Source organism: Streptomyces sp. NPDC025793 (assembly GCF_055558375.1).
Window position 1 is genome coordinate 506,130 of record NZ_JBVHMR010000003.1, and the last position, 21,378, is coordinate 527,507.

Here is a 21,378-nt window from a genome sequence, read left to right on the forward strand (position 1 = left end):
GCCCTTACCCGGCCTTGGTCACTTGAAGAACGCGATGCCGTCGTCCGGCATGTCGTCGGGGAGGGCCTTGGCCCAGCGCTCGACGTCCTCCGGGGTGACGACCTTCTTCAGATGGGCCGACATGTAGGGGCGCAGCTCGACGTCGGGCGTCTGCTTCTCGCCGACCCACATCAGGTCGCTCTTCACATACCCGTAGAGCCGCTTGCCACCGCTGTACGGCCGGGCGGCGGCCGTGCGGGCGACGGCGTCGGTGACCAGGTCGATCTGCGGCTTCTTGTCGGCCATCTCGCCGTACCAGATCTCGATGACGCCGTCGTCGCGGGTCATCGTCACCTCGACCTTGCGGTCGGCGTCGATCCGCCAGAAGCCGGACTCCGACTCCAGCGGGCGGACCTTGTTGCCGTCGTTGTCCAGCACCCAGGTGTGGGAGTGGTACTCCAGGAAGTCCCGTCCGTCGTGGGTGAAGCTGACCTCCTGGCCGAAGTTGCACTTCTCGGCGCCGGGGAAGTCGTGCACGCCCGCGCCGGCCCAGTTGCCGAGCAGGAAGGCGAGCGGGACGAGGTCCTTGTGCAGGTCGGACGGGATCTCGATCATGAGCGGAAAGCTTTCCTAGGTGAGGTTCAGCGCTGGCCCTGGTACAGCTTCTTCACTGCCAGAGCGGCGAAGGCGAGCACGCCGACGCAGACCAGGACCAGCAGGGTTTCGAAGAAGATCTCCACGGGTGCTCCTTGAGCGAGGGTGGGCATACGACAGAGCCGGGGCTCAGCTTACGCGGCCGGGACCCGGCACTCTTGCCGAGGTGCGCTGTCCGGGTCCTCAGCCGAGCAGCTGCTGCTGCAGGACCACCGTCTGCTGGAACGGGATCTCCTTCGCACCGCCCGCGCGGGACTGCACCACGAGTGCGATGACGTCGCCGGAGGTGATGTAGGCCTGCCGCACCTGCTCGGCGCCGTACGGCTGCTTTTCGGCGAACTCCTCCACGAGGCTGTTCCCGTCGGCGGTGGCGGCCGCGGGGTACGACTCGTCCATCGCGTTGGCGGCAGCCCCGCGCAGGGCGAGCGGCGGGTCGTCGTAGCCGGTGAACTCGTCCTGCTGGACCTCGCCGGCGATCAGGCCGGTCTCGAACTGGAGCAGGTAGATCCGGGTCCGGGTGCCGTCCGGCGTGGTCCAGCCGCGGGCGGCGATGTGCCGCAGGCCGTGGTCGGTGAGCTCGCCCTGGAGAGCGTCCCGGTCGTCCTTGCTCGCGTACTCCGCGAGGAACACCTTCGGCGTCGTCCATCCGCGATCGCCGGCGAGCGCCGGGACGGCCTTGGCGCCCTTCGGCGCGGACAGCACCAGTGTGCGCAGGTCGGCGTAGTGGATGTCCGCCGCGTTGTCGCGGGCGAAGGGGGCCGGGCGGCCGGCGGGCAGCGGCGGACGGACGATCCGCGGGTAGTCCCAGCGGCCGTCCGGACGCGTGGCGAGGCCGGGGAGGTCGGTGCGCTCGACCCGGGTGATGCCGTACGCCGTCGACGTGCCGGCCACCGCGAAGACCGCGAGGGCCGCGGTCCAGCGCAGGACGGCCCGCAGGACCGGGCGGTCCTTGCCCGCGGGCACCGCGGGCAAGGACTCCGGCTCCGGCTCCGGCAGCGCGGGGGCGACGGGAATCTGCTGCTCGCTCATACGGCCTTCCCCGGGTCCTTGTCCTTGATGCGGTCGAGCTCTCTGCCGACGAAGACGGCGATGTGGTCGGTGTCGAGCGGGCGGGTCCCGGCCGCGTTGACGGTGACGAGCACGTCGCCCACCGAGGCGGAGCAGACCATGCGGTCGGTCTTCTCGTCGCCCGTCTTGGGCATCCGGAAGCAGGCCGCGTCCGTGTGGCCCTGGATCTCCGGCCCCCTGGGGAAGACCCCGAGGGCCTTGAAGACCTCGTTCCGGCTGGTGGAGACTTCGCGTGCGGAGCCGCGGTTCGCCATCCGGACCAGTTCGAAGGTGAGCGTGAAGGGCTTGTCGAGGCCTCCGTACTCGCTGTCGAACGGGGCGTAGCTGCGCATCGCCATGCCCTGGATGTGCTCCTTGTCGATCACCTGGTCCAGTGCCCGCCGGGTCGCCGGCGGCAGGCCGTGGATCTCCTGCTTGCGCAGTGCGGTGGCCTCGCGTCCGTCGAGCGCGACGTCGGGGCCGAACTCGCCGATGTCCGGCCCCTGGCCGTAGCCGTAGGACACGCCCTTCTCGTACGGCATCAGCATGCCGCGCAGCCCCGAGACGTCCTTGCCCTGCCGGTCGTCCTGGTTCTGGCCCTTCTCGCCCCGCTCGGAGGCCTTGGGGAACGTGAAGACGGGCTTGCCGGGATCCCGGTCGGCACCGGCGACCGTCACCGCGGTGAACCCGACCCCGCCGACAACGGCGAGGGCCACGAGTGCGACGGCGACGATCCGGCCCACGGGCCGCCGGGCGGGGGCCGGTGCGGGCGCTGCGGGCGGTGCGGGCGGCGTCTCGGGCTCGGCGGATTCGTTCACGGCCTCGTTCACAGCTGGGCCACCTGCCGCTTCGCCAGTTCCATGATCTCGTTCTCGGGGATCGGCCGGGTGTCGGTGATCCAGATGTCCATGTAGATGTCACCGCGCGAGGCGAGCGCCTCGGCCGAGTACACCGGCAGGTAGCCGCTCTCGGCCTTGGGCGTGCGGTGCACGAACACCATGCCGTCGCCGGTGCCGGGGATGGGCGAGCTGCCGGTGTCCGGATCCCGCTCGGCCCAGTACCGCTGCTCCTCCACGTGCTTGGCGGCGCCGGGCGCCGACACCTGGTGGTACTGGACGAGCCGTATCTCGACGTCGTACGTGCCGGTCTGCCAGGTGGTCCGGGCCGCGCGCCGGAACTCGCTCTTCAGCTCGTCCTTGAAGGCCCCGGTCGGATTCTTGAAGGCGCTCGCGTAGTCGACCAGGTCCATCCAGCCGTCGGCACTCCCGAAGTCGGTGGCCCGCGCGCCCTTGGGCCGCTTCAGCAGCAGCTTGCGCAGGTCGCCGTCGGTCTTCACCCGGCGGTCGTCCGCCGCCGACAGAGGCTCGACAGTGCCCTTGCCCTGAGGGACGGCGGGCTGCGACAGCGAGGGCAGCCTCGTGGGCGGCCGACCGGCCTGGATGACGTAACCGGTGCAGAGCCCCGCGACGACACCGAGCCCGGCGGCCCCCGCGATCAGCGCGGCGGTCCGGCCCCGGCGCCCCGGTCTTTCAGGTGATTCCAAAACGTCTCCCTACAGGGTGGGAGCGCGGGTTGCCCACCCGCGCTCCACAGGAGACTCATGGCATGCACACGGAGTTGTAGCTGGGTTTGATTACGATTCAGCGCTTGACGTCGTCGACGAACGCTCCCCAGGCGCCCGCGCCGAAGAGGAGGGGGGTGCGGGTGGTGTCCTTGCTGTCGCGGACGGGGACGAGCCCCTGCGCGGGGGCGTTGGCGGCGACTTCCATGCACTGGCCGCCATCGGAGTTGCTGTAGCTGCTCTTGCGCCAGTCCGCGCCGGCCAGGAAGTCGCCGGAGACTTCGACGCACTCGCCACCGCTCGTGTTGCTGTGGCTGCTCTTGCGCCAGTGCGCGTGGGTCAGGAGATCGTCGGAGACTTCGACACAGGCGCCGCCGTCCGGGTTGCTGTAGCTGCTCTTGCGCCAGGTCACGCCGCTCAGATCTATGGCTCGCACGGCATTTCCTCCAACATCCGCATGATGAACTTCCGCGACTCGACCGGGTTCAGGGCCAGGTCCCGCATCGCATCGTACGCACGGTGCAGCCGCTCAACAGACGTGTTTTCCTCGACCAGTTCGCCTCGGCGGGCATTCTCCGTGTACGCCACCGTCCGCCCGTCCAGCAGCCGCAGGAACATCACATCGGTACTCACCAGACCGTGCAGTCCGACCTGCTGTGGCAACACCTGGATCTTGATGTGCGGCTGCTCCGACACCTCCAGCAGGTGCTCCAGTTGCACTCGCCACTCGCCCGCGTCCCGCAGCGGCGTCCGCAGCACCGCCTCGCCAAGCAGAGCACGGAACGGCGGGGCGTCACCGCCTTCCAGCAACTGCCGCCGCCCGGTGCGGGCCTCGACCTGCTGGTCCAGGTCCTCCCCCTTGGCGCCTCCCAGCGCGAGCAGTTCACGGGCGTACCCGTCGGTCTGAAGCAGACCATGCACGGTGCTCACGCCGTAGTGCCACAAGCTCACCGCCTCCGACTCCAGCAGCATGTACCTCCGGTACTGCTCCTTGAACTGCGTCGGGTCCGCCACCGCCAACTCCCACAGCGTGACCAGCAGTCCCGGTGTGCCGTAGTACTGGTCCAGCGCCTGGACGACCTCCGGGCCGCCCAGGGTCCGTCCGCTCTCCATCTTGCTGAACAGGGACGCGTCCCAGCCCACCTCCTTCGCGAGGTCCCGCAGGCTCGGGCCGCGCTCACTCCGCAAACGCCGTAACTCCTCGGCGAAGCGTCCCCGTGGCTCCTGACTCCGTCCCGTGATCACCAGCCGCTGCGGCATCGCGCTCCTGTTGAATTTGTTGAATTTGGCAGGCCCGGCGTGGAAGTTGGGCCTCTCAACAGCCCAGATGCCGTTTCTCTGCGCCATGCTCATCACGCCACCCGAACACGCAGCGTAGCGCTCCCTTCGCGCTGTGCGCAGGCGTGCGGAGAAGGGAGCTGCCCCCCCCATGAACGACATCACCCGGCCACCGAGCCCCGTCCCCGGCTGCGCCGCCTGCGCGGAGCTGGCGGACCGACGGGAGGCCGCGCAGGCGACGTACGACCGGAGCGCAGAGGTGGACGCCAACGTCCTGCTGCGCCAGCACCAGCGCAAGGAGCACCAGGCATGACGGGACTGCCGTACGAGGAGTGCAAGCGGTGGCGGGAGGAGGGACGTACACCCCGGGACCCGGAGTCCGTCCCGCCCGCGTACGCGCTGCCGCCCTTCCACCCGTACTTCGCCGAGCGGGCCCGGGAGCGACGGCGCCCGCGGCGGTCGGTGGACGGCGCCACCGTCAGCGGCGTCCTCACCGTCCTCTGCCTGGCCACGCTGATCGTCACCGTCGTCGTCGCGGCTACGCTTCCGGTATGACCAAGAAGCTCGTGATCAAGGTGACGGCCGGGGCCGACGCGCCCGAGCGCTGTTCGCAGGCGTTCACCGTGGCGGCCGTGGCCGTGGCCAGTGGCGTCGAGGTCTCGCTGTGGCTGACCGGCGAGTCGTCCTGGTTCGCGCTGCCGGGGCGGGCGGCGGAGTTCGAGCTGCCGCACGCCGCGCCGCTGCCGGACCTGATCGAGTCGGTCCTGGCCGCCGGGCGCCTCACGCTGTGCACGCAGTGCGCGGCCCGGCGGGAGATCACCGAGAAGGACGTCATCGAGGGCGTACGGATCGCGGGCGCGCAGGTCTTCGTCCAGGAGGCCCTCGCCGACGACACCCAGGCCCTCGTGTACTGACGGATCACCGCCGGCTCACCGCCTGGGGCGCTTCTTGCCGTCCAGCTCGTCCCACCACTCGTCGGACTTCGGGTCCCCCGACGGATCGTCCCACCAACGGTCCTCGGGGCCCCGGCGGTTGGCGATCATCGCCGCGACCGGTGGAATGACCATGGCCACCACGCACATGCCGACGGCCGCCGGCACAGACCAGATCCGGACGACTCCCCAGGCCAGAACGAAAAGCCCGATACAGACGCCCATCATCGCGAAGTAGACGTGCCGCCGCCGCGCGTACATACGTCCAGAGTAGGTCGCGGGGCTCCGAGCGGCCCCTGTCACAACTGATCCACAAACTCCCGGCGCCCCCGCCCCGCAGGGTTACCGTGGCGTACGGCCGTACGGCAGCGGACGAACGACACCGACCCTCGGGGAGAACCACCACATGCGCGCCCTGCGAATACTCCTGATCCTCGTCGTGATCCTGGGCGGGCTGTTCGTGATCGTGGACCGGGTCGCCGTGCACTTCGCCGAGGGGCAGGCCGCCGACAAGCTGAAGTCGACGGAGAACCTCGCCTCGACGCCGGACGTCAGCATCGAGGGGTTCCCGTTCCTCACCCAGCTCGCGGGCGGGTCGCTGGACGACGTACAGGTCGGGATCAAGGACTACCAGGCGGCCACCGGGACCGACGGCAAGACGATCCGGATCGACGACCTGAAGGCCGACATGAAGGGCGTCTCCTTCTCCGGCGACTACAGCTCCGCCACCGCGGACAGCGCCACCGGCACCGCGACCGTCTCCTACGCCGAGCTGCTGAAGACCGCAAAGTCCCAGCCGACCGAGGTCGTACCCGGGGTCCAGGCCCAGGTCGTGGGGCTGTCCGACGGCGGCAACGGCAAGATCAAGGTCGCGATCCACATCACCGGCTCGTTCCTGTCCATCCCGGTCGACCAGACGACGTCCGTGCTCAGCTCCGTGACCGTCGCGAACAACAAGGTCGAGGTCCACGCCGACTCGCTGCCGAAGCTGGCCGCCGTCGCCGCCGCCGACAACCGCGTCCGCGACATCACCGACTTCAACCAGGCCATCGACCGGCTGCCCGGCGGCATCAAGCTGGACAAGGTGCAGGCCGCGCCGGACGGCGTGCAGATCAGCGTGAAGGGTTCGGACGTCAGGCTGGCAGGGTAGGGACACCCGCGGAACACCGGCGCTGGACAGACTTCGTCCGACTGGCGAGACGGCCACGTCCGTACCGTAGATGCGTCACCCGCACGAGCGCCCGGAGGCCACCGCCGCCTGCCCCGGGCGCTCTTTTCGTCCCAACATTCGGACGATCGCATCTCGCCATACGACACACCGGTGACACGCGCGCCCGGACGTCCCTACGATCGGGGCCATGAAGCGACAGGCGGATCTCACGAAGCGGCGGGCAGTGGACCTGTGCCGCGTTGCCGCCATGCTCTGTCGCCCCTTCTGAGTGGAAGTAATCCACTTCCGCATCCCTCAGCCGCCCTGCTGGTAAGGGCACCCGTGCGCCGCCCGGCCCCTTTCGGGCGCGCGCCCTCTCTACTTCTGCACGCCCCGCCGCGACTGCCCCGGAGGAGAAAGAGCATGAGCCGCAGCGACGTCCTCGTAGACGCCGACTGGGTCCAGGACAACCTGGACAACCCGAACATCGCCCTCGTGGAGGTGGACGAGGACACGTCCGCCTACGAGAAGAACCACATCAAGAACGCGATCCGCATCGACTGGACCAAGGACCTCCAGGACCCGGTCCGCCGCGACTTCATCGACCAGGCCGGCTTCGAGAAGCTGCTGTCGGAGAAGGGCATCGCCAACGACACGCTGGTGATCCTCTACGGCGGCAACAACAACTGGTTCGCGTCGTACGCCTACTGGTACTTCAAGCTCTACGGCCACGAGAACGTCAAGCTCCTCGACGGCGGCCGCAAGAAGTGGGAGCTGGACGCCCGCGAGCTGGTCGCCGGCGACGAGGTCCCCGAGCGCGCGAAGACCGACTACAAGGCCAAGGCCCAGGACACCTCGATCCGCGCCTTCCGTGACGACGTCGTCGCCGCGATCGGCTCGCACAACCTGGTCGACGTCCGCTCGCCCGACGAGTTCAGCGGCAAGCTGCTCGCCCCGGCCCACCTGCCGCAGGAGCAGTCGCAGCGCCCGGGCCACGTGCCGAGCGCGCGCAACATCCCGTGGTCGAAGAACGCCAACGACGACGGCACCTTCAAGTCGGACGAGGAGCTCAAGGAGCTCTACGCCGAGGAGAGCGTGGACCTCGCCAAGGACACGATCGCGTACTGCCGCATCGGTGAGCGCTCGGCCCTGACCTGGTTCGTGCTGCACGAGCTGCTCGGCGTGCAGAACGTCAAGAACTACGACGGTTCCTGGACCGAGTACGGCTCCCTCGTCGGCGTGCCGATCGAGCTCGGCGCCAACAAGTAAGACATCCCCCTTCTTCTGGAGAGACGACATGTGCGGAGCGAAGGCCGGCGGCCCCGACGCCTCGACGATCAAGCCCGGTGAGACCACGATCCAGGGCCAGGTGACCCGCGACGGCGAGCCGGTGACGGGCTACGTCCGTCTGCTGGACTCGACCGGCGAGTTCACGGCCGAGGTCCCGACCTCGGCGACCGGTCAGTTCCGGTTCTACGCGGCCGAGGGCACGTGGACCCTGCGGGCGCTGGTGCCGGGCGGCTCCGCCGACCGCACGGTCGTCGTGGCGGAGAAGGGCGGGCTCGCCGAGGTCGCCATCGCGGTCTGAGCGAGCCGAGGGCTCAGTGACGGCTGAGTGACGGACAGAAGGGCCGTACCCCGGGGTTGGACGCCATGGGGGTACGGCCCTTCGGTCTGCTTCCGCCTGCTCAGCCCAGCGCGCGGCCCAGGGCCCACACCACCGGGGCCGCCGCCGACAGCGGGAGTGCGACACCGGCCGTGAAGTGCACGAAGCGGGACGGGTAGTCGTAGCTGGCGACACGGTGGCCGATCAGCGCGCAGGCCGCTGCCGCCGCGCCCAGGGCGGCGCCCTGTGTGCCGAAGTGGGTCATCTGGCCCACCGCGATGCCCGCGCCGGCGGCCGCCAGCAGGGAGACCACGACCGAGACCGGGGTCGGCAGGGGCAGCGCGCGGGCCAGGACCGCGACCGCCACCGCCGCCGCGCCGACCGACACCGCGTGCGTGTCGGCGCCCAGGTAGCCGGTGGCGAGGACGGTCAGCGACGCCGAGGCGACCGTCGCCATCAGGCCGTACATCCGCTCGTCCGGCGAGGCGTGCGAGCGCAGCTGGAGGACCAGGGACAGCAGGACCCAGACGCCGAGGGGGCCGAGGATCGCGGCGGGCGCGTTGTCGCGGCCCGCGACCAGGACCGCCGCGTCGGCCGTCAGGCCGCCCGCGAAGGCCAGCGCGATGCCCTGCCGGGCGGGCCACATGCCGTTCAGCCGGAACCAGCCCGCCGCCGTCACGGCCTGGAGCACGACCAGCGGGACGACCAGGGCGTACGAGGCGATCGGTGCCGTCGCGGCCAGGAGCAGGCCGAGGACGGCGGTCAGCAGCGCCGGCTGCATGCCGGGCTCGATGACCGGCGAACGGCCCTCCAGGCGCGCCCGCTGGGCGTCCGTGATCCGGGCGTTCCCGCCGAGCGTGGCCGGGCCGTACTCCGGCTCCCCCTCCTCCTGCGCCTCCGGCTCGGTCGCGGGCGCGGCCTTCGGCTCCGGCTCGGGTACCGGCTGCGGCTGCGGCTGCGGCTGTGCGTACGGACCGGAGTACGCCGGCTGCTGATAGTGCTGGGGCTGGGGCTGCTGGTACGGCTGCGCCGGCGGGTGCGCGTGCGTCTGCGTGTCCCACGTCTGGCCCTGCCACTGCTGGGTCGACTGGGGGTCGTAGCCCGACGGGTGGCCGTACTGGTCGTACGGGCCGTACTGGTCGTAGGCCTGCCACTGCTGTGGTTGCTGGTGCTGTGGTTGCTGTTGCTGTTGCTGGTGCTGCTGGTACGGGTCGTAGGGCCCGTACCCCTCATGCGGCTGGTCGCTCATCGCGCCTCATCCTCCTGCGAACGGCGGGAGCACTTCGACCGTGCCGCCCTCGGCCAGCCGTACCGTCTCATGCGCACGGGTCCCGACGGGGTCACCGTCTATGAGGAAGGAGCATCGCTGGAGCACACGCGACAGCTCACCGGGGTGCCGCGCGCGCACGGCGGCCAGCGCGTCGGCCAGCGTGTCCGCGTCGTACGGCTCCTCGGGGACGCCGGACGCGGCCTTGGCGGCGGCCCAGTAGCGCACCGTGACCTTGGGCATCTCGTTCCTCAATCGACGGCAGGAAAGAAATAAGAGTGCCCTCAGGCTAGCCCGCCGCGCCGACGGCCCAGTCCGCGATCCGGGCCAGCAGCGCGTCGTCCGCCGCGTGCTCGGCGTGGCCCATGCCGGGCTCCACCCAGAGTTCCCCGTGGTCACCGGCCGCCTCGGCGAGCATCCGGGGGTGGTCGAGGGGGAAATAGCCGTCCTGGTCGCCGTGGACGACGAGGAGGGGCGTCGGGGCGATTCCCGGGACCGACTCCACCGGGGACAGCGGGACCGGGTCCCAGTCGCGGTGGTGGATGCGGGTGCGCAGGCCGTAGCGGCCGACCAGGCGGCCCTCGGGGCGGGTCACCAGCCAGTGCAGCCGGCGCATGGGGGCGGTGCCGCGGTAGTACCAGCGGGCGGGGGCGCTGACCGCGACGACCGCGTCGGCCGTGCGCGGGTACAGGGCCGCGTGGCGCAGCACGACCGAGCCGCCCATGGAGAAGCCGACGGTCACCACGCGCGCGTGCCCGAGGGAGCGGGCCCTCTCGACGGCGGCGGCCAGGTCGAGCACCTCCTTGTCGCCGACCGTGGAGCGGCCGCCGGAGCGTCCGTGGCCGCGGAAGGAGAAGGTGAGGACCGCGCCGTAACGCGCGAGCACGCCCGCCACCCTTCGTACGTGCGGCCGGTCCACGTCCCCGGTGAACCCGTGGGCGATCACGAACACGAGGTCACGGACGGGCGTACCCGAGGTGTCGGGAAGGGATTCCGAGCTTTCGTATACGAAGGCGCCCGGATCGTATACGGAATCGACCGGAATTCCGTCGGCCGTGCGCAGGAACGTCCGGAAAGCTTCCCGTCTGGGCGTCTCGGGATTCGGACGAACGGTGGAATGCGCCACTTGACCTGCCGAACGGTTCCTCATGTGGGCTATTCTGCTGGGCAGAGGACTCGGGCAGCGAAGCCCCCGGGTCCTTTTGTGCTTTCGGAAGCGTTGTATACGAAACGGGAAACCCCAGGTGACCCGTGGCCGTGTACGGGGCCTTCGGGATCGCAGAGCAGTGCCCGTCCGCACAGTCCTCGCGGGGACCCGAGGAGGAACCAGACGTATGAGTTCTCTGCTGCTCCTGACCAACGCCCTCCAGCCCTCGACGGAGGTGCTGCCCGCACTCGGCCTGCTCCTGCACAACGTGCGGGTCGCCCCGGCGGAGGGCCCCGCCCTGGTCGACACCCCGGGCGCCGACGTCATCCTCGTCGACGGCCGCCGCGACCTGCCGCAGGTGCGCAGCCTGTGCCAGCTGCTGCGGTCCACCGGCCCCGGCTGTCCGCTGATCCTCGTCGTCACCGAGGGCGGCCTCGCCGCCGTCACCGCCGACTGGGGCATCGACGACGTCCTGCTCGACACCGCCGGTCCCGCGGAGGTGGAGGCGCGGCTGCGGCTCGCGACGGGACGCCAGCAGATCGTGGGCGACGACTCCCCCATGGAGATCCGCAACGGCGATCTCTCCGTGGACGAGGCCACGTACTCCGCCAAGCTCAAGGGGCGGGTGCTCGACCTCACCTTCAAGGAGTTCGAGCTGCTGAAATACCTCGCCCAGCACCCGGGCCGCGTCTTCACCCGCGCCCAGCTGCTCCAGGAGGTCTGGGGCTACGACTACTTCGGCGGCACCCGCACGGTCGACGTGCACGTACGGCGGCTGCGCGCCAAGCTCGGCCCGGAGCACGAGTCCCTGATCGGCACCGTGCGGAACGTCGGCTACCGGTTCGTCACCCCGGAGAAGGTCGAGCGCGCCGCCGAGAAGGCGGCCGAGGAGGCCAAGGCCAAGGCCGGACAGACAAAGGCGGAGGATCCGGACAAAACGGCCGAGGCGGCCGTCCGGGACGGCGCCGACGTCCACGCCGACGTGTAGTCCCCGCGCCTCGGGGGCACCATCCGAGCACTGATACGCCCTGCCCAGAGTGGGTCCATCCGCGTAGACTCCGCGCGTGGCCAAGGTGACTCGGGATGATGTGGCGCGGCTGGCGGGGACGTCCACCGCCGTGGTCAGCTATGTCATCAACAACGGACCCCGGCCGGTCGCCCCGGCCACGCGCGAGCGTGTCCTCGCGGCGATCAAGGAGCTGGGGTACCGGCCCGACCGGGTCGCCCAGGCCATGGCGTCGCGCCGCACCGACCTCATAGGCCTGATCATCCCGGACGCCCGCCAGCCGTTCTTCGGCGAGATGGCGCACGCGGTCGAGCAGGCCGCCTCCGAGCGCGGAAAGATGGTCCTCGTCGGCAACACCGACTACATCGGCGAGCGCGAGGTCCACTATCTGCGCGCCTTCCTGGGCATGCGTGTTTCCGGCCTGATTCTGGTGAGTCACGCCCTGAACGACCTGGCCGCCGCCGAGATCGACGCCTGGGACGCCCGGGTGGTGCTGCTGCACGAGCGGCCCGAGGCCATCGACGACGTCGCCGTGGTCACCGACGACCTGGGCGGCGCCCAGCTCGCCGTACGCCATCTGCTGGAGCACGGGCACGACTACGTCGCCTGTCTGGGCGGTACGGCGGAGACGCCGGCCGTCGGCGACCCGGTCTCCGACCACGTCGAGGGCTGGAGGCGGGCCATGGCCGAGGCGGGCCTGAGCACCGAGGGCCGGCTGTTCGAGGCGCCGTACAACCGCTACGACGCCTACCGGGTGGGCCTGGAGGTCCTGTCCGGGCCCCGCCGGCCGCCCGCGATCTTCTGCTCCACCGACGACCAGGCGATCGGCCTGCTGCGGGCCGCGCGCGAGCTGCGCATCGACGTGCCCGGCGAGCTGGCGGTGGCCGGGTTCGACGACATCAAGGAGGCCGCGCTCACCGACCCGCCGCTGACCACGGTCGCCTCGGACCGCTCGGCGATGGCCCGGGCGGCGGTCGACCTGGTCCTGGACGACGGGCTCAGGGTGCCGGGCTCGCGCCGGGAGCGGCTGAAGACGTTCCCGTCGCGGCTGGTGGTGCGCACGAGCTGCGGCTGCCAGTAGCTCCGCCGGTTCTTTATATCGGGCAAACGAGGTTCTGCCGGGCTTCTCAGCAAGCACTCAGGAAGCTCTCACGTTCGCGGGGGACTCTCTATGACATGACCGAGAGCCAGGGCAACGACGCGCAGCAGTACCCGCAGCAGCACTACTACTCCGCTCCTGCGGACCACTCCGCTTCCGTGAACCCCGAGTGGCCGCCCCCGCCGCCGTACCAGCCGGGCGAAGACAGGAAGCAGCGCAGCCGCGGCCCGGTCGCCCTCCTCGCGGCGGTCGCGATCGTCGCGGCGGCCGTCGGCGGCGGCACCGCCTACGCCTTCCAGGAGCTGACCGGCAAGGACACGGTCGCCTCCAGCGGCACGGCCACCAACGTGGTGCCCTCCAGCAAGCGCGGTGACGTCGCCGCCATCGCCTCCGCGGTCAGTCCGAGCGTGGTCGAGATCAACGCGACCCTCGACAGCGGCTCCTCCACCGGCTCCGGCGTGGTCATCACGTCGAACGGCGAGATAGTCACCAACAACCACGTCATCTCCGGCGCGCAGTCCATCAAGGTGCGCACCAGCGACGGCAGCGGATACACCGCCCGGGTCGTCGGCACCGACAGCTCCAAGGACCTGGCGCTGCTCAAGCTCCAGGGCGCCTCGGGCCTGAAGACGGCCTCGCTCGGCGACTCCAGCGGCGTCCAGGTCGGCGACACGGTCGTCGCGATCGGCTCCCCCGAGGGCCTGACCGGCACCGTGACCAGCGGCATCGTCTCCGCCCTGAACCGGGACGTCACCGTCTCCACCGACGAGAACCAGGGCCAGAACCAGGGCGGCGACGGAAACTGGCCGTTCCAGTTCGGCGGCCGCCAGTTCAACGGCGACACCGGCTCGTCCACGACGACGTACAAGGCCATCCAGACCGACGCGTCCCTCAACCCCGGCAACTCCGGCGGTGCGCTGATCGACGCGAGCGGCAACATCATCGGCATCAACTCCGCGATGTACTCGTCGAGCCAGCAGTCCTCGTCGTCCTCCGACGCGGGCAGCATCGGCCTCGGCTTCGCGATCCCGATCAACACCGTCAAGTCCGACCTGGCCAAGCTCCGGTCGGGCGCCACCGGCTAACAGCTCCACCAGCTCCGAGCACCGGCACGTCAGCAGGGAGTACGTCATGATCACGCATGTCTCGCACGCGCACCAGATCACCGGCCGCCACGCCGCCGACATCACCCTGGCGCTCACCATCGCCCGCGATCTGCACCTGCCGATCCCGAAGCCCCGCGCCCCGGAGGTCGTCGTGACACCGGTCCCCGAGCTGATGGGCCTGCGCACCTCCGCCGTCCGCACCCACCGCCGCAAGGTCCCGCTGAACCGCCTGACCGCGGTACGGGCCTGAACGTGGCACGCTGAGAGACAGCCCCCGTCCGAACAGGACCCGTACCCCGAGGAACCGCGAGCGATGAGCCCCGCCGAAGGCGACCGTGACCCCCAGCGCATCCTGATCGTCGACGACGAGCCGGCGGTACGCGAGGCGCTGCAGCGCAGCCTCGCGTTCGACGGGTACGACACGGAGGTGGCCGTCGACGGCGCGGACGCGCTGGAGAAGGCCACCGCCTACAAGCCCGACCTGGTCGTCCTCGACATCCAGATGCCGCGCATGGACGGCCTGACCGCGGCCCGCCGCATCCGCGGCGCGGGCGACACGACCCCGATCCTCATGCTCACCGCCCGGGACACCGTCGGCGACCGGGTGACCGGCCTGGACGCCGGTGCCGACGACTACCTCGTCAAGCCCTTCGAGCTGGACGAGCTCTTCGCCCGCATCCGCGCCCTGCTGCGCCGCAGCTCGTACGCGGCCGCGGTGTCACCCGACATCCAGGAGGACGAGGCGCTCACCTTCGGCGACCTGCGCATGGACCTCGCGACGCGCGAGGTCACGAGGGGCGGCCGCCAGGTCGAACTGACCCGCACGGAGTTCACCCTGCTGGAGATGTTCATGGCGCACCCGCGCCAGGTCCTCACCCGCGAACAGATCCTGAAGGCGGTCTGGGGCTTCGACTTCGAGCCCTCGTCCAACTCCCTCGACGTCTACGTCATGTACCTGCGCCGCAAGACCGAGGCGGGCGGCGAGCCGCGCCTGGTGCACACGGTCCGGGGCGTGGGGTACGTGCTCCGCCAGGGCGGCGCCGAGTGAGGAGGCTGGTCCGCCGGTACCGGGCCCTGCCCATCCGGGCCCGGCTGGCGATGCTGGTCGCGGCGGCGGTGGCGTTCGCGGTGGCGGCGGTGTCGGTGACGTGCTGGTTCATCGTGCAGGGGAAGCTGTACTCGCAGCTGGACGACGACCTGCAGAAGTCGTTGCGCGGCACGTCGCAGTTCGACCAGCTCCAGTTCACGCTCAACAACTGCACGGACACGCCCGCCACCAACACGATCCTCCAGGACCGGTACTCCCAGGTGGTCACCGAGCAGGGCAAGGTCTGCCTCATCGCGGGCGCATCGGGCAGGATCAAGGTCACCGAGGCCGACAAGAACGAGATCAGGAACCTCGACACCGGCAACATCTACTTCCGCAACGGAGTGGACGAGCAGGGCAACGAGCTGCGCGTGCTCACCCGCCCCCTGCTGCCCACGTCGACGTCGAGCGGGACCCGTGGTCCGAACGTGGGCGTGCTGGTCGCCGTACCGCTGCGGAACACCGAGAAGACCCTCAACGACCTCGCGCTCGTCCTGCTCCTCGTCTCCGGCATAGGAGTGATCGGCGCGGGCGCCGCCGGACTGGCCGTCGCCCGGGCCGGTCTGCGCCCGGTCGACAAGCTGACCGAGGCCGTGGAGCACGTGGCCCGGACCGAGGACCTGACGATCCGCATCCCCGTGGAGGACGACAGCGAGGACGAGGTGGCCCGGCTGTCCCGCTCCTTCAACTCGATGACCGCCTCGCTGGCCAGCTCCCGCGAGCTCCAGCAGCAGCTGATCGCCGACGCCGGCCATGAACTGCGCACGCCATTGACCTCGTTGCGCACCAACATCGAACTGCTCACCCGCAGCGAGGAGACCGGCCGCCCGATCCCGCCGGCGGACCGCAGGGCCCTGCTCGCCTCGGTGAAGGCCCAGATGACCGAACTGGCCTCGCTGATCGGCGACTTGCAGGAGCTGTCCCGCTCGGAGGGCCAGCACGGCGAACGCGTCCAGGTCGTACCGCTGCTGGACACCGTCGAGGCGGCCCTGCGCCGGGCACGGCTGCGCGGGCCGGAGCTGACGATCACGGCGGACCTGAAGCCCTGGTACGTCCGCGCCGAACCCTCCGCGCTGGAGCGGGCCGTCGTCAACATCCTGGACAACGCGGTCAAGTTCAGCCCCGAGGGCGGCATGGTCGAGGTGCGGCTGGCCGACGGCGAGCTGACCGTCCGCGACCACGGCCCCGGCATTCCCGAGGACGAACTCCCGCACGTCTTCGACCGCTTCTGGCGCTCCCCCAGCGCCCGCGCCCTGCCCGGCTCGGGCCTCGGCCTGTCCATCGTGGCCCGCACGGTCCAGCAGGCGGGCGGCCAGGTCGTCCTGGCCCACGCCGAAGGCGGCGGCACGGTGGCGACGGTACGACTGCCGGGGGCACCTACGCCGCCGCCGGAGACGCCGTGAATGACGAACAGCGGACGGGAGGCCGCGGTCGTGCTGCCGCGGAACGCGACCGGCTCCGCTTCACCGGGCCCAGGCGGAAGTAGCCGCACAGCGGCTCCGTGGAGGCGACCGAGCGGGCGCTGGCCATCGACCCGGAGCACATCGGCGCGCTCCTCCAGCACGCCCGCGCCCTCCAGTCCAACGCGCGCGTCGTGGACGCCGAGGCCCCCCTGCGCGAGGTCATCCGCCTGGCCCCCGACTACTGGTACGGCTACGCGCTGCTCGGGCACTGGCTGTGGCGCATACGCACCCTGCGGCTCGGGCACGCGGGCGGCCCGGTCACCCAGGAGGCCACGACCGCCTTCCAGCGCGAGTCGGACGAACTGGCGCTCACCGCCGTACGGTTGGCGCCCGAGGAGGTCTTCCCGTACGAGGTGCGCTGGAGCATCGCGGACATCGGCGGCGACCGGGCTCTCGCCGACGAGATGGTCCGGGAGATCCTGCGGCGCGATCCCCAGCATCCGCAGGCCCTCGCCCGGCAGACCGAGCAGGCCGCCACCGCGCCGGGCGTCAAGGCCGCCGAGGCCGCCGCGCTCTACGCCGACGCGCTCGCCGTCACCCCGGATTCCACGGCCCTTCAGCAGGGCCTGGACCACGCGACGTACCGGCTGCTGCGCGGGGTGCGCCTGATCGCCGTGCTCAGCCTGGGATTCGCCGCCACCATGCTCGACCTGTGGACCAAGGAGGGGCAGGCCCCGCGCGAGCTGCCCGTCCCGCTCGGGCAACAGCTGTGGTACTTCGTACCCATCGGCGCCCTGTGGACCATCGGAGCCCTGCTGCGCTACCGACGGCTGCGCACGGGCGTCCGGTACAACCTCCGGTCCGTGCTCCGGCGCCGCCGCTGGCCCCGCATCGTGCTCGGCCAGGCCGCCTGGGCCATGCTGTGCGCGCTGCTGATCAGCCAGGTGCCGTGGGCCGAGCGGGGCGTGCCGCGGATCGTGTTCTGGGCGGGCCTGATGCCGACGCTCGTGACCATCCCGTTCGACCGGCGGAAGACCGACTGAACCCCCTCACCGTCCGAGGATCAGCGTGTCCTCCGACGGCGGCGGCAGCGGTGCCGCCAGCCGGGCGTACGCCCCGCCCCGGGTGACGAGTTCCGCGTGCGTTCCCGTCTCCACCAGCCGGCCGTGCTCGACGACCAGGACGCGGTCGGCGTCGGGGGCGAGCGACAGGTCGTGAGTGATCATGATCGTCGTACGGCCGGACATCAGGCGGCGCAGTGGCCGCACCACCTGGCGGGCGGCCACCGGGTCCAGGCCCGCCGTCGGCTCGTCCAGGACGAGGACCGACGAGGCGCGCAGCATCGCGCGGGCGATGGCGACCCGCTGGAGCTGGCCGCCGGAGAGGGCGGCGGTGCCGGGGGCGATGTGGGTGTCGTAGCCGTCGGGGAGCGCGGTGACGAAGTCGTGGGCCGCCGCGCTCCTCGACGCCCGTTCGATCTCGGCGTCCGTCGCGCCGGGGCGGCCGCAGGCGATGTTCTCGCGGATGGTGCCGTTCAGGATCAGCGTCTGCTGCGGGAGCAGGGTGATCTGCTCGCGGAGGAAGCGGAGGGGGACGTCGGTGAGGGGCACGCCGTCGAGGGTGATCGCGCCGGCCGTGGGGTCGTAGAAGCGGGTGAGGAGGGCGGCGAGGGTGGACTTGCCGGCGCCGCTCGGGCCCGTGACCACCACCAACTCGCCGGGATCGGCGGTGAGTTCGATGTCGCGGAGGCAGGAGCGGGTGGCGCCGGGGTAGCGGAAGGAGACCCGGTGGAAGGCGAGCCGGCCGCGCACCGGCCAGGCCGGGACGGGGCGCGCGGGGTCGGTGACGGCGGGCTCGGCGTCGAGGATCTCGCCGATGCGGCGGGCGCCGGCGGTGGCCGCGGTGACCGTGAGGCCGAGCTGCCCGAGGCTGCGGATCGGCGGGTAGAGGTAGCCGAGGAAGGCGGCGAAGGCGAGGAGCTGTCCCAGGGTCATACGGCCCGCCGAGATCTCCCAGACGCCGAGGCCGATGACCGCGATCACGCACAGCGTCTCGACGACCTCGACGCACTGCTCGTACATCTCGCTCAGCCGCGCCCCGCGCACGCTCGCCCGCATCCAGGCGCGGGCCTCACGCTCCAGCCGCCGCTCCTCGTCGCGCTGCCGGTTGTACGCCTGGGTGAGCACGACGTTGCCGAGCGACTCCTCCACCACCGAGGTGATCGCGCCGTCCGCGACCCGCTCGGCGCGCGAGGCCTCGCCGATCCGGCCGGAGAAGCGGCGGGCGGCGAGCAGGAACAGGGGCGCGAGGACGAAGGTGGCCAGCGCCAGGTCCCAGCGCAGCCAGAACGCGGCGGTGGCGTAGAAGACGGCCGAGAACCCCGCGGACACCGCTCCCACGACGCCGGACACCACCAGCTGCTCGATGGACTCGACGTCTCCGGTGAGCCGTTCGACCAGGTCGCCCTGGCGGTGGCGCTGGAAGAAGTGCGGGGGCAGGTCCTGGACGTGCCGGAAGACGGACGCGCGCAGGCGCAGGACGAATCGCTCGGCGGTCCAGGTGGCCAGGGAGTTGCCCAGACAGCCGACGAGCGCGGCGAGCGCGGCCACGCCCAGCCAGGCGCCGGCCGGACCCCAGAAGGCGGCGAGCGAACCGGCCTTCAGGGCGTGGTCGGTGAGCTGCGCGAACAGCAGGATCGCGGCGGTCTCGGCGAGCGCGGCCACGACCACGCACGCGACGATCGCCGCGAGCCATCCGCGGTCCCCGCGGGTCAGCGGCCAGAACCGGCGGAAGGCCTCACGCGCTTCCCTCGGCATCGGCGGATCCTTTCCACAGCTGTGGACACGGCTGACGCAGCCGACACGGCCGAGGCGGGGCCACCGGTGCGACCACGCGGCAACCGGTGACCCCGCCTCACGACGGACTGACTCAAGCCTTGTCCCAGCGCATGTCTCAGCGCTTGTCGCCGATCGGGCGGCGGCGCGGCTCGGGCTTCTTCGGCGCCGGCCTCTTCCGCTCGGGGCCGGGCTTGCAGTGCTTCTTGACGGGAGCGAGCTTGTGAAAAGACATGGAATTTCCCTTACTGTTTCCTGTGCCGTCCGGGAATTACTTGCGGCCGACCGGGCGCCTGGGCTCGCGCTTCTTCGGCTGGTGCTTGCGGGGCTTCGGCTTCGGCTCCAGGGCGGGCTTGCGGGCCTTCTTCACCGGGACGATCTTGTGGAAGCTCACGACCGTGACCTCTCCCTTCGCTGTCGTCTTGCCACCGTCAGCGCTTTTCGCTTTCGACATGGAAAACATTACGGGATTCGCGAGCCAGGAAAAGCCGATTCCGATGAGACCTGAATGAAATACCCCTGTGAGCAATTCACAGGGGAATTCTGGAACCGCGGCGGCGTTCACACAGGTTTTATGGCGCGTGTCGAACGTTCTGCCGCACGGCGGCGACCCCCGCCCCGTACCCTCGTACCCATGAGCAGCGACGACACCGCACGAGCCTTCCCAACCCGCTCCATCGAGACCCACTCCGCGCTCACCCCGGACCAGGCCGAGGCCGTGCTCGACCTGCTGGCCGAGGCCGTCCGGGCCGACGGGCAGCAGCCGGTGTCCGAGCAGGGGCGGCTGCAACTGCGCGGGGGCGCCCGGGAGGGCGTCTCGCATCTGCTGCTGACCGTCGACGGTGAACTCGTGGGCTACGCCCAGCTGGAGGACACCGACCCGGTGGAGGCGCCGGCCGCCGAACTCGTCGTCCACCCCGTGCACCGCGGGCACGGGCACGGCCGGGCGCTCGGCTCCGCCCTGCTCGGCGCGTCCGGCAAGCGGCTGCGGGTGTGGGCGCACGGCGGACATCCCGCCGCCCGGCACCTGGCCCAGGTGCTCGGCCTGACCCTGTTCCGTGAACTGCGCCAGATGCGGCGGCCGTTGACCGGCCTGGAACTGCCCGACCCGAAGCTGCCGGAGGGTGTGAGCGTGCGCGCCTTCGTGCCGGGCAAGGACGACACCGCCTGGCTCACGGTCAACGCGGCCGCCTTCGCCCACCACCCCGAGCAGGGCTCGCTCACCCAGCGGGACCTCGACGACCGCAAGGCCGAGCCGTGGTTCGACCCGGCCGGCTTCTTCCTCGCCGAGCGGGGCGGCGAGTTGGTCGGCTTCCACTGGACCAAGGTGCACGCGGAGGAGCAGCTCGGCGAGGTGTACGTCCTCGGCGTGCGGCCCGGCGAACAGGGCGGCGGCCTCGGCAAGGCCCTCACCACGATCGGCCTGCGCCACCTGGCCGCACAGGGCCTGCCGACGGCGATGCTCTACGTCGACGCCGACAACCAGGCGGCCGTGTCCGTGTACGAACGCCTGGGCTTCACGACGTACGAGACGGACCTGATGTACCGGACGGAGACGTGACCGAGAGATCCCCGGCGGCCGGACGCACGAGCGGCACCGGCCACCGGCCTCACCGGCGACCGACCACCTGACGTGGGCCTCGGCGGCGGGTGCCCACCCGCCGGGTGCCTCGGCGCCAGGTGGCCACCGACCGGACTTTCGAGCGGACACGGCCACCGGGTGGAGCCCTGGGCGGGGGGCCACCCACCGGAGGCCTAGGCGGCGCGGGCCACCCAGCCGAGGTCCGGGCGGGAGCCGGCGGTCACACGGAGGCATGCGGCACCGACCCGGCGGGACCGGCCGAGACACGAGCCGCAGCCGACACCCTCGACCACCGGCCGACCACAGGCCGCAGGCCTCGGCGCCGGGAGCCACCCACCAGAGCTCCGAGCGGACACTGCCTCCCGGGTGGAGGCCTCGGCGGCGCGGGCCACCCAGCCGAGGCCCGAGCGGGAGCCGGCGGTCACACGGAGGCATGCGGCACCGACCCGGCGGGACCGGCCGAGACACGAGCCGCAGCCGACACCCTCGACCACCCGCCGACCACAGCCCGCAGACCTCGGCAGCGGGGCCCCACCGGAGGCCTGGGCGGCGCGGGCCACCCAGCCGAGGCCCGAGCGGGAGCCGGCGGTCACACGGAGGCATGCGGCACCGGCCCCGCGGGACCGGCCGAGACACGAGC

At 71.2% G+C, this 21,378-nt stretch carries 27 protein-coding genes; 15 read left to right on the plus strand and 12 right to left on the minus strand.

Annotation, left to right across the window (positions count from 1 at the left end; genetic code table 11):
* Positions 1 to 18: 18 nt before the first annotated feature.
* From ACZ4MF_RS09835 to ACZ4MF_RS09860, 6 genes are all read right to left on the minus strand, one after another.
* Positions 19 to 594: a heme-binding beta-barrel domain-containing protein gene (locus ACZ4MF_RS09835; RefSeq protein WP_376287707.1), complete on the minus strand. Its 576-nt coding sequence runs from the start codon at positions 592 to 594 to the stop codon at positions 19 to 21.
* A 222-nt stretch (positions 595 to 816) separates the two neighbouring features.
* Entirely contained in the window at positions 817 to 1,662 is an 846-nt protein-coding gene (locus tag ACZ4MF_RS09840; protein WP_467491457.1) for a hypothetical protein, read from the minus strand.
* Complete coding sequence (locus tag ACZ4MF_RS09845; RefSeq protein WP_467491459.1) at positions 1,659 to 2,510, minus strand: hypothetical protein; 852 nt, start codon at positions 2,508 to 2,510, stop codon at positions 1,659 to 1,661. Before ACZ4MF_RS09845 ends, ACZ4MF_RS09840 begins: the two co-directional genes overlap by 4 nt.
* A complete protein-coding gene (locus ACZ4MF_RS09850; protein WP_467491461.1) occupies positions 2,507 to 3,223 on the minus strand; it encodes a hypothetical protein in 717 nt (238 codons plus the stop codon). The genes ACZ4MF_RS09845 and ACZ4MF_RS09850 overlap by 4 nt, the downstream gene beginning before the upstream one ends.
* Before the next feature lie 97 nt (positions 3,224 to 3,320).
* Positions 3,321 to 3,677 (minus strand): DUF397 domain-containing protein, encoded by a 357-nt coding sequence (locus ACZ4MF_RS09855; protein ID WP_467491463.1) that lies wholly within the window; start codon positions 3,675 to 3,677, stop codon positions 3,321 to 3,323.
* Positions 3,665 to 4,501: a helix-turn-helix domain-containing protein gene (locus ACZ4MF_RS09860; protein WP_467491578.1), complete on the minus strand. Its 837-nt coding sequence runs from the start codon at positions 4,499 to 4,501 to the stop codon at positions 3,665 to 3,667. Before ACZ4MF_RS09860 ends, ACZ4MF_RS09855 begins: the two co-directional genes overlap by 13 nt.
* 169 nt (positions 4,502 to 4,670) lie before the next feature.
* On the opposite strand from ACZ4MF_RS09860, the gene ACZ4MF_RS09865 reads away from it, so the two are divergent.
* From ACZ4MF_RS09865 to ACZ4MF_RS09875, 3 genes are read left to right on the plus strand one after another with little or no spacing between them, the layout of a single operon-like run.
* Positions 4,671 to 4,832: a hypothetical protein gene (locus tag ACZ4MF_RS09865; protein ID WP_467491465.1), complete on the plus strand. Its 162-nt coding sequence runs from the start codon at positions 4,671 to 4,673 to the stop codon at positions 4,830 to 4,832.
* The gene (locus ACZ4MF_RS09870; RefSeq protein ID WP_467491466.1) at positions 4,829 to 5,074 is read left to right on the plus strand and encodes a hypothetical protein; all 246 of its coding nucleotides are present in this window, start codon (positions 4,829 to 4,831) and stop codon (positions 5,072 to 5,074) included. The genes ACZ4MF_RS09865 and ACZ4MF_RS09870 overlap by 4 nt, the downstream gene beginning before the upstream one ends.
* Complete coding sequence (locus ACZ4MF_RS09875; RefSeq protein ID WP_467491468.1) at positions 5,071 to 5,433, plus strand: DsrE family protein; 363 nt, start codon at positions 5,071 to 5,073, stop codon at positions 5,431 to 5,433. The genes ACZ4MF_RS09870 and ACZ4MF_RS09875 overlap by 4 nt, the downstream gene beginning before the upstream one ends.
* Before the next feature lie 15 nt (positions 5,434 to 5,448).
* Here ACZ4MF_RS09875 and ACZ4MF_RS09880 read toward each other — a convergent pair whose 3' ends face one another.
* A complete protein-coding gene (locus ACZ4MF_RS09880; protein ID WP_467491470.1) occupies positions 5,449 to 5,754 on the minus strand; it encodes a DUF3099 domain-containing protein in 306 nt (101 codons plus the stop codon).
* Between the two features lie 103 nt (positions 5,755 to 5,857).
* Between ACZ4MF_RS09880 and ACZ4MF_RS09885 the strand changes: the two genes are divergently transcribed.
* From ACZ4MF_RS09885 to ACZ4MF_RS09900, 4 genes are all read left to right on the plus strand, one after another.
* Positions 5,858 to 6,601, plus strand: a complete 744-nt coding sequence (locus ACZ4MF_RS09885) for an LmeA family phospholipid-binding protein (protein ID WP_467491472.1) — start codon at positions 5,858 to 5,860, stop codon at positions 6,599 to 6,601.
* Positions 6,602 to 6,809: 208 nt separating this feature from the next.
* Positions 6,810 to 6,890, plus strand: coding sequence for an Ms5788A family Cys-rich leader peptide (locus ACZ4MF_RS09890; RefSeq protein ID WP_350751515.1), 81 nt, complete (start codon positions 6,810 to 6,812; stop codon positions 6,888 to 6,890).
* Positions 6,891 to 7,024: 134 nt separating this feature from the next.
* Positions 7,025 to 7,870: a sulfurtransferase gene (locus ACZ4MF_RS09895; RefSeq protein WP_467491474.1), complete on the plus strand. Its 846-nt coding sequence runs from the start codon at positions 7,025 to 7,027 to the stop codon at positions 7,868 to 7,870.
* Positions 7,871 to 7,898: 28 nt separating this feature from the next.
* Complete coding sequence (locus ACZ4MF_RS09900; RefSeq protein ID WP_356020457.1) at positions 7,899 to 8,189, plus strand: DUF1416 domain-containing protein; 291 nt, start codon at positions 7,899 to 7,901, stop codon at positions 8,187 to 8,189.
* A 100-nt stretch (positions 8,190 to 8,289) separates the two neighbouring features.
* Here the strand turns inward: ACZ4MF_RS09900 and ACZ4MF_RS09905 are convergent, their stop codons facing one another.
* From ACZ4MF_RS09905 to ACZ4MF_RS09915, 3 genes are read right to left on the minus strand one after another with little or no spacing between them, the layout of a single operon-like run.
* Positions 8,290 to 9,456, minus strand: a complete 1,167-nt coding sequence (locus ACZ4MF_RS09905) for a hypothetical protein (RefSeq protein ID WP_467491476.1) — start codon at positions 9,454 to 9,456, stop codon at positions 8,290 to 8,292.
* Between the two features lie 6 nt (positions 9,457 to 9,462).
* Positions 9,463 to 9,717, minus strand: a complete 255-nt coding sequence (locus tag ACZ4MF_RS09910; protein ID WP_356020461.1) for a MoaD/ThiS family protein — start codon at positions 9,715 to 9,717, stop codon at positions 9,463 to 9,465.
* Positions 9,718 to 9,763: 46 nt separating this feature from the next.
* A complete protein-coding gene (locus ACZ4MF_RS09915; RefSeq protein ID WP_467491479.1) occupies positions 9,764 to 10,624 on the minus strand; it encodes an alpha/beta hydrolase in 861 nt (286 codons plus the stop codon).
* 184 nt (positions 10,625 to 10,808) lie between these two features.
* Here ACZ4MF_RS09915 and ACZ4MF_RS09920 point away from each other — a divergent pair, with 184 nt between their 5' ends.
* From ACZ4MF_RS09920 to ACZ4MF_RS09950, 7 genes are all read left to right on the plus strand, one after another.
* Positions 10,809 to 11,609: a response regulator transcription factor gene (locus ACZ4MF_RS09920; protein WP_467491481.1), complete on the plus strand. Its 801-nt coding sequence runs from the start codon at positions 10,809 to 10,811 to the stop codon at positions 11,607 to 11,609.
* Between the two features lie 76 nt (positions 11,610 to 11,685).
* A complete protein-coding gene (locus tag ACZ4MF_RS09925) occupies positions 11,686 to 12,708 on the plus strand; it encodes a LacI family DNA-binding transcriptional regulator (RefSeq protein WP_467491483.1) in 1,023 nt (340 codons plus the stop codon).
* Positions 12,709 to 12,803: 95 nt separating this feature from the next.
* Positions 12,804 to 13,811, plus strand: coding sequence for a S1C family serine protease (locus tag ACZ4MF_RS09930; protein ID WP_467491485.1), 1,008 nt, complete (start codon positions 12,804 to 12,806; stop codon positions 13,809 to 13,811).
* 46 nt (positions 13,812 to 13,857) lie between these two features.
* Positions 13,858 to 14,082: a hypothetical protein gene (locus tag ACZ4MF_RS09935; RefSeq protein ID WP_356020473.1), complete on the plus strand. Its 225-nt coding sequence runs from the start codon at positions 13,858 to 13,860 to the stop codon at positions 14,080 to 14,082.
* A gap of 63 nt (positions 14,083 to 14,145) precedes the next feature.
* Positions 14,146 to 14,880, plus strand: a complete 735-nt coding sequence (locus ACZ4MF_RS09940; protein ID WP_362816936.1) for a response regulator transcription factor — start codon at positions 14,146 to 14,148, stop codon at positions 14,878 to 14,880.
* Positions 14,877 to 16,322, plus strand: a complete 1,446-nt coding sequence (locus ACZ4MF_RS09945) for a sensor histidine kinase (protein WP_467491488.1) — start codon at positions 14,877 to 14,879, stop codon at positions 16,320 to 16,322. The genes ACZ4MF_RS09940 and ACZ4MF_RS09945 overlap by 4 nt, the downstream gene beginning before the upstream one ends.
* A gap of 98 nt (positions 16,323 to 16,420) precedes the next feature.
* Complete coding sequence (locus tag ACZ4MF_RS09950) at positions 16,421 to 17,365, plus strand: hypothetical protein (RefSeq protein ID WP_467491490.1); 945 nt, start codon at positions 16,421 to 16,423, stop codon at positions 17,363 to 17,365.
* 6 nt (positions 17,366 to 17,371) lie between these two features.
* Here ACZ4MF_RS09950 and ACZ4MF_RS09955 read toward each other — a convergent pair whose 3' ends face one another.
* Both ACZ4MF_RS09955 and ACZ4MF_RS09960 read right to left on the minus strand, forming a co-directional pair.
* Entirely contained in the window at positions 17,372 to 19,138 is a 1,767-nt protein-coding gene (locus ACZ4MF_RS09955; RefSeq protein WP_467491491.1) for an ABC transporter ATP-binding protein, read from the minus strand.
* Between the two features lie 289 nt (positions 19,139 to 19,427).
* Positions 19,428 to 19,550, minus strand: coding sequence for a hypothetical protein (locus tag ACZ4MF_RS09960; protein WP_467491493.1), 123 nt, complete (start codon positions 19,548 to 19,550; stop codon positions 19,428 to 19,430).
* A 240-nt stretch (positions 19,551 to 19,790) separates the two neighbouring features.
* Here ACZ4MF_RS09960 and mshD point away from each other — a divergent pair, with 240 nt between their 5' ends.
* The gene (gene mshD / locus ACZ4MF_RS09965; RefSeq protein ID WP_467491495.1) at positions 19,791 to 20,717 is read left to right on the plus strand and encodes a mycothiol synthase; all 927 of its coding nucleotides are present in this window, start codon (positions 19,791 to 19,793) and stop codon (positions 20,715 to 20,717) included.
* Positions 20,718 to 21,378 lie beyond the last annotated feature (661 nt).

Excerpts from the sequence above, each read along its gene's own strand:
- ACZ4MF_RS09835 (WP_376287707.1), bottom strand. The coding sequence starts at position 594 with ATGATCGAGATCCCGTCCGACCTGCACAAGGACCTCGTCCCGCTCGCC.
- ACZ4MF_RS09840 (WP_467491457.1), bottom strand. The coding sequence starts at position 1,662 with ATGAGCGAGCAGCAGATTCCCGTCGCCCCCGCGCTGCCGGAGCCGGAG.
- ACZ4MF_RS09860 (WP_467491578.1), bottom strand. The coding sequence starts at position 4,501 with ATGCCGCAGCGGCTGGTGATCACGGGACGGAGTCAGGAGCCACGGGGA.
- ACZ4MF_RS09865 (WP_467491465.1), top strand. The coding sequence starts at position 4,671 with ATGAACGACATCACCCGGCCACCGAGCCCCGTCCCCGGCTGCGCCGCC.
- ACZ4MF_RS09870 (WP_467491466.1), top strand. The coding sequence starts at position 4,829 with ATGACGGGACTGCCGTACGAGGAGTGCAAGCGGTGGCGGGAGGAGGGA.
- ACZ4MF_RS09875 (WP_467491468.1), top strand. The coding sequence starts at position 5,071 with ATGACCAAGAAGCTCGTGATCAAGGTGACGGCCGGGGCCGACGCGCCC.
- ACZ4MF_RS09885 (WP_467491472.1), top strand. The coding sequence starts at position 5,858 with ATGCGCGCCCTGCGAATACTCCTGATCCTCGTCGTGATCCTGGGCGGG.
- ACZ4MF_RS09890 (WP_350751515.1), top strand. The coding sequence starts at position 6,810 with ATGAAGCGACAGGCGGATCTCACGAAGCGGCGGGCAGTGGACCTGTGC.
- ACZ4MF_RS09895 (WP_467491474.1), top strand. The coding sequence starts at position 7,025 with ATGAGCCGCAGCGACGTCCTCGTAGACGCCGACTGGGTCCAGGACAAC.
- ACZ4MF_RS09900 (WP_356020457.1), top strand. The coding sequence starts at position 7,899 with ATGTGCGGAGCGAAGGCCGGCGGCCCCGACGCCTCGACGATCAAGCCC.
- ACZ4MF_RS09905 (WP_467491476.1), bottom strand. The coding sequence starts at position 9,456 with ATGAGCGACCAGCCGCATGAGGGGTACGGGCCCTACGACCCGTACCAG.
- ACZ4MF_RS09910 (WP_356020461.1), bottom strand. The coding sequence starts at position 9,717 with ATGCCCAAGGTCACGGTGCGCTACTGGGCCGCCGCCAAGGCCGCGTCC.
- ACZ4MF_RS09915 (WP_467491479.1), bottom strand. The coding sequence starts at position 10,624 with ATGAGGAACCGTTCGGCAGGTCAAGTGGCGCATTCCACCGTTCGTCCG.
- ACZ4MF_RS09920 (WP_467491481.1), top strand. The coding sequence starts at position 10,809 with ATGAGTTCTCTGCTGCTCCTGACCAACGCCCTCCAGCCCTCGACGGAG.
- ACZ4MF_RS09930 (WP_467491485.1), top strand. The coding sequence starts at position 12,804 with ATGACCGAGAGCCAGGGCAACGACGCGCAGCAGTACCCGCAGCAGCAC.
- ACZ4MF_RS09935 (WP_356020473.1), top strand. The coding sequence starts at position 13,858 with ATGATCACGCATGTCTCGCACGCGCACCAGATCACCGGCCGCCACGCC.
- ACZ4MF_RS09940 (WP_362816936.1), top strand. The coding sequence starts at position 14,146 with ATGAGCCCCGCCGAAGGCGACCGTGACCCCCAGCGCATCCTGATCGTC.
- ACZ4MF_RS09955 (WP_467491491.1), bottom strand. The coding sequence starts at position 19,138 with ATGCCGAGGGAAGCGCGTGAGGCCTTCCGCCGGTTCTGGCCGCTGACC.
- mshD (WP_467491495.1), top strand. The coding sequence starts at position 19,791 with ATGAGCAGCGACGACACCGCACGAGCCTTCCCAACCCGCTCCATCGAG.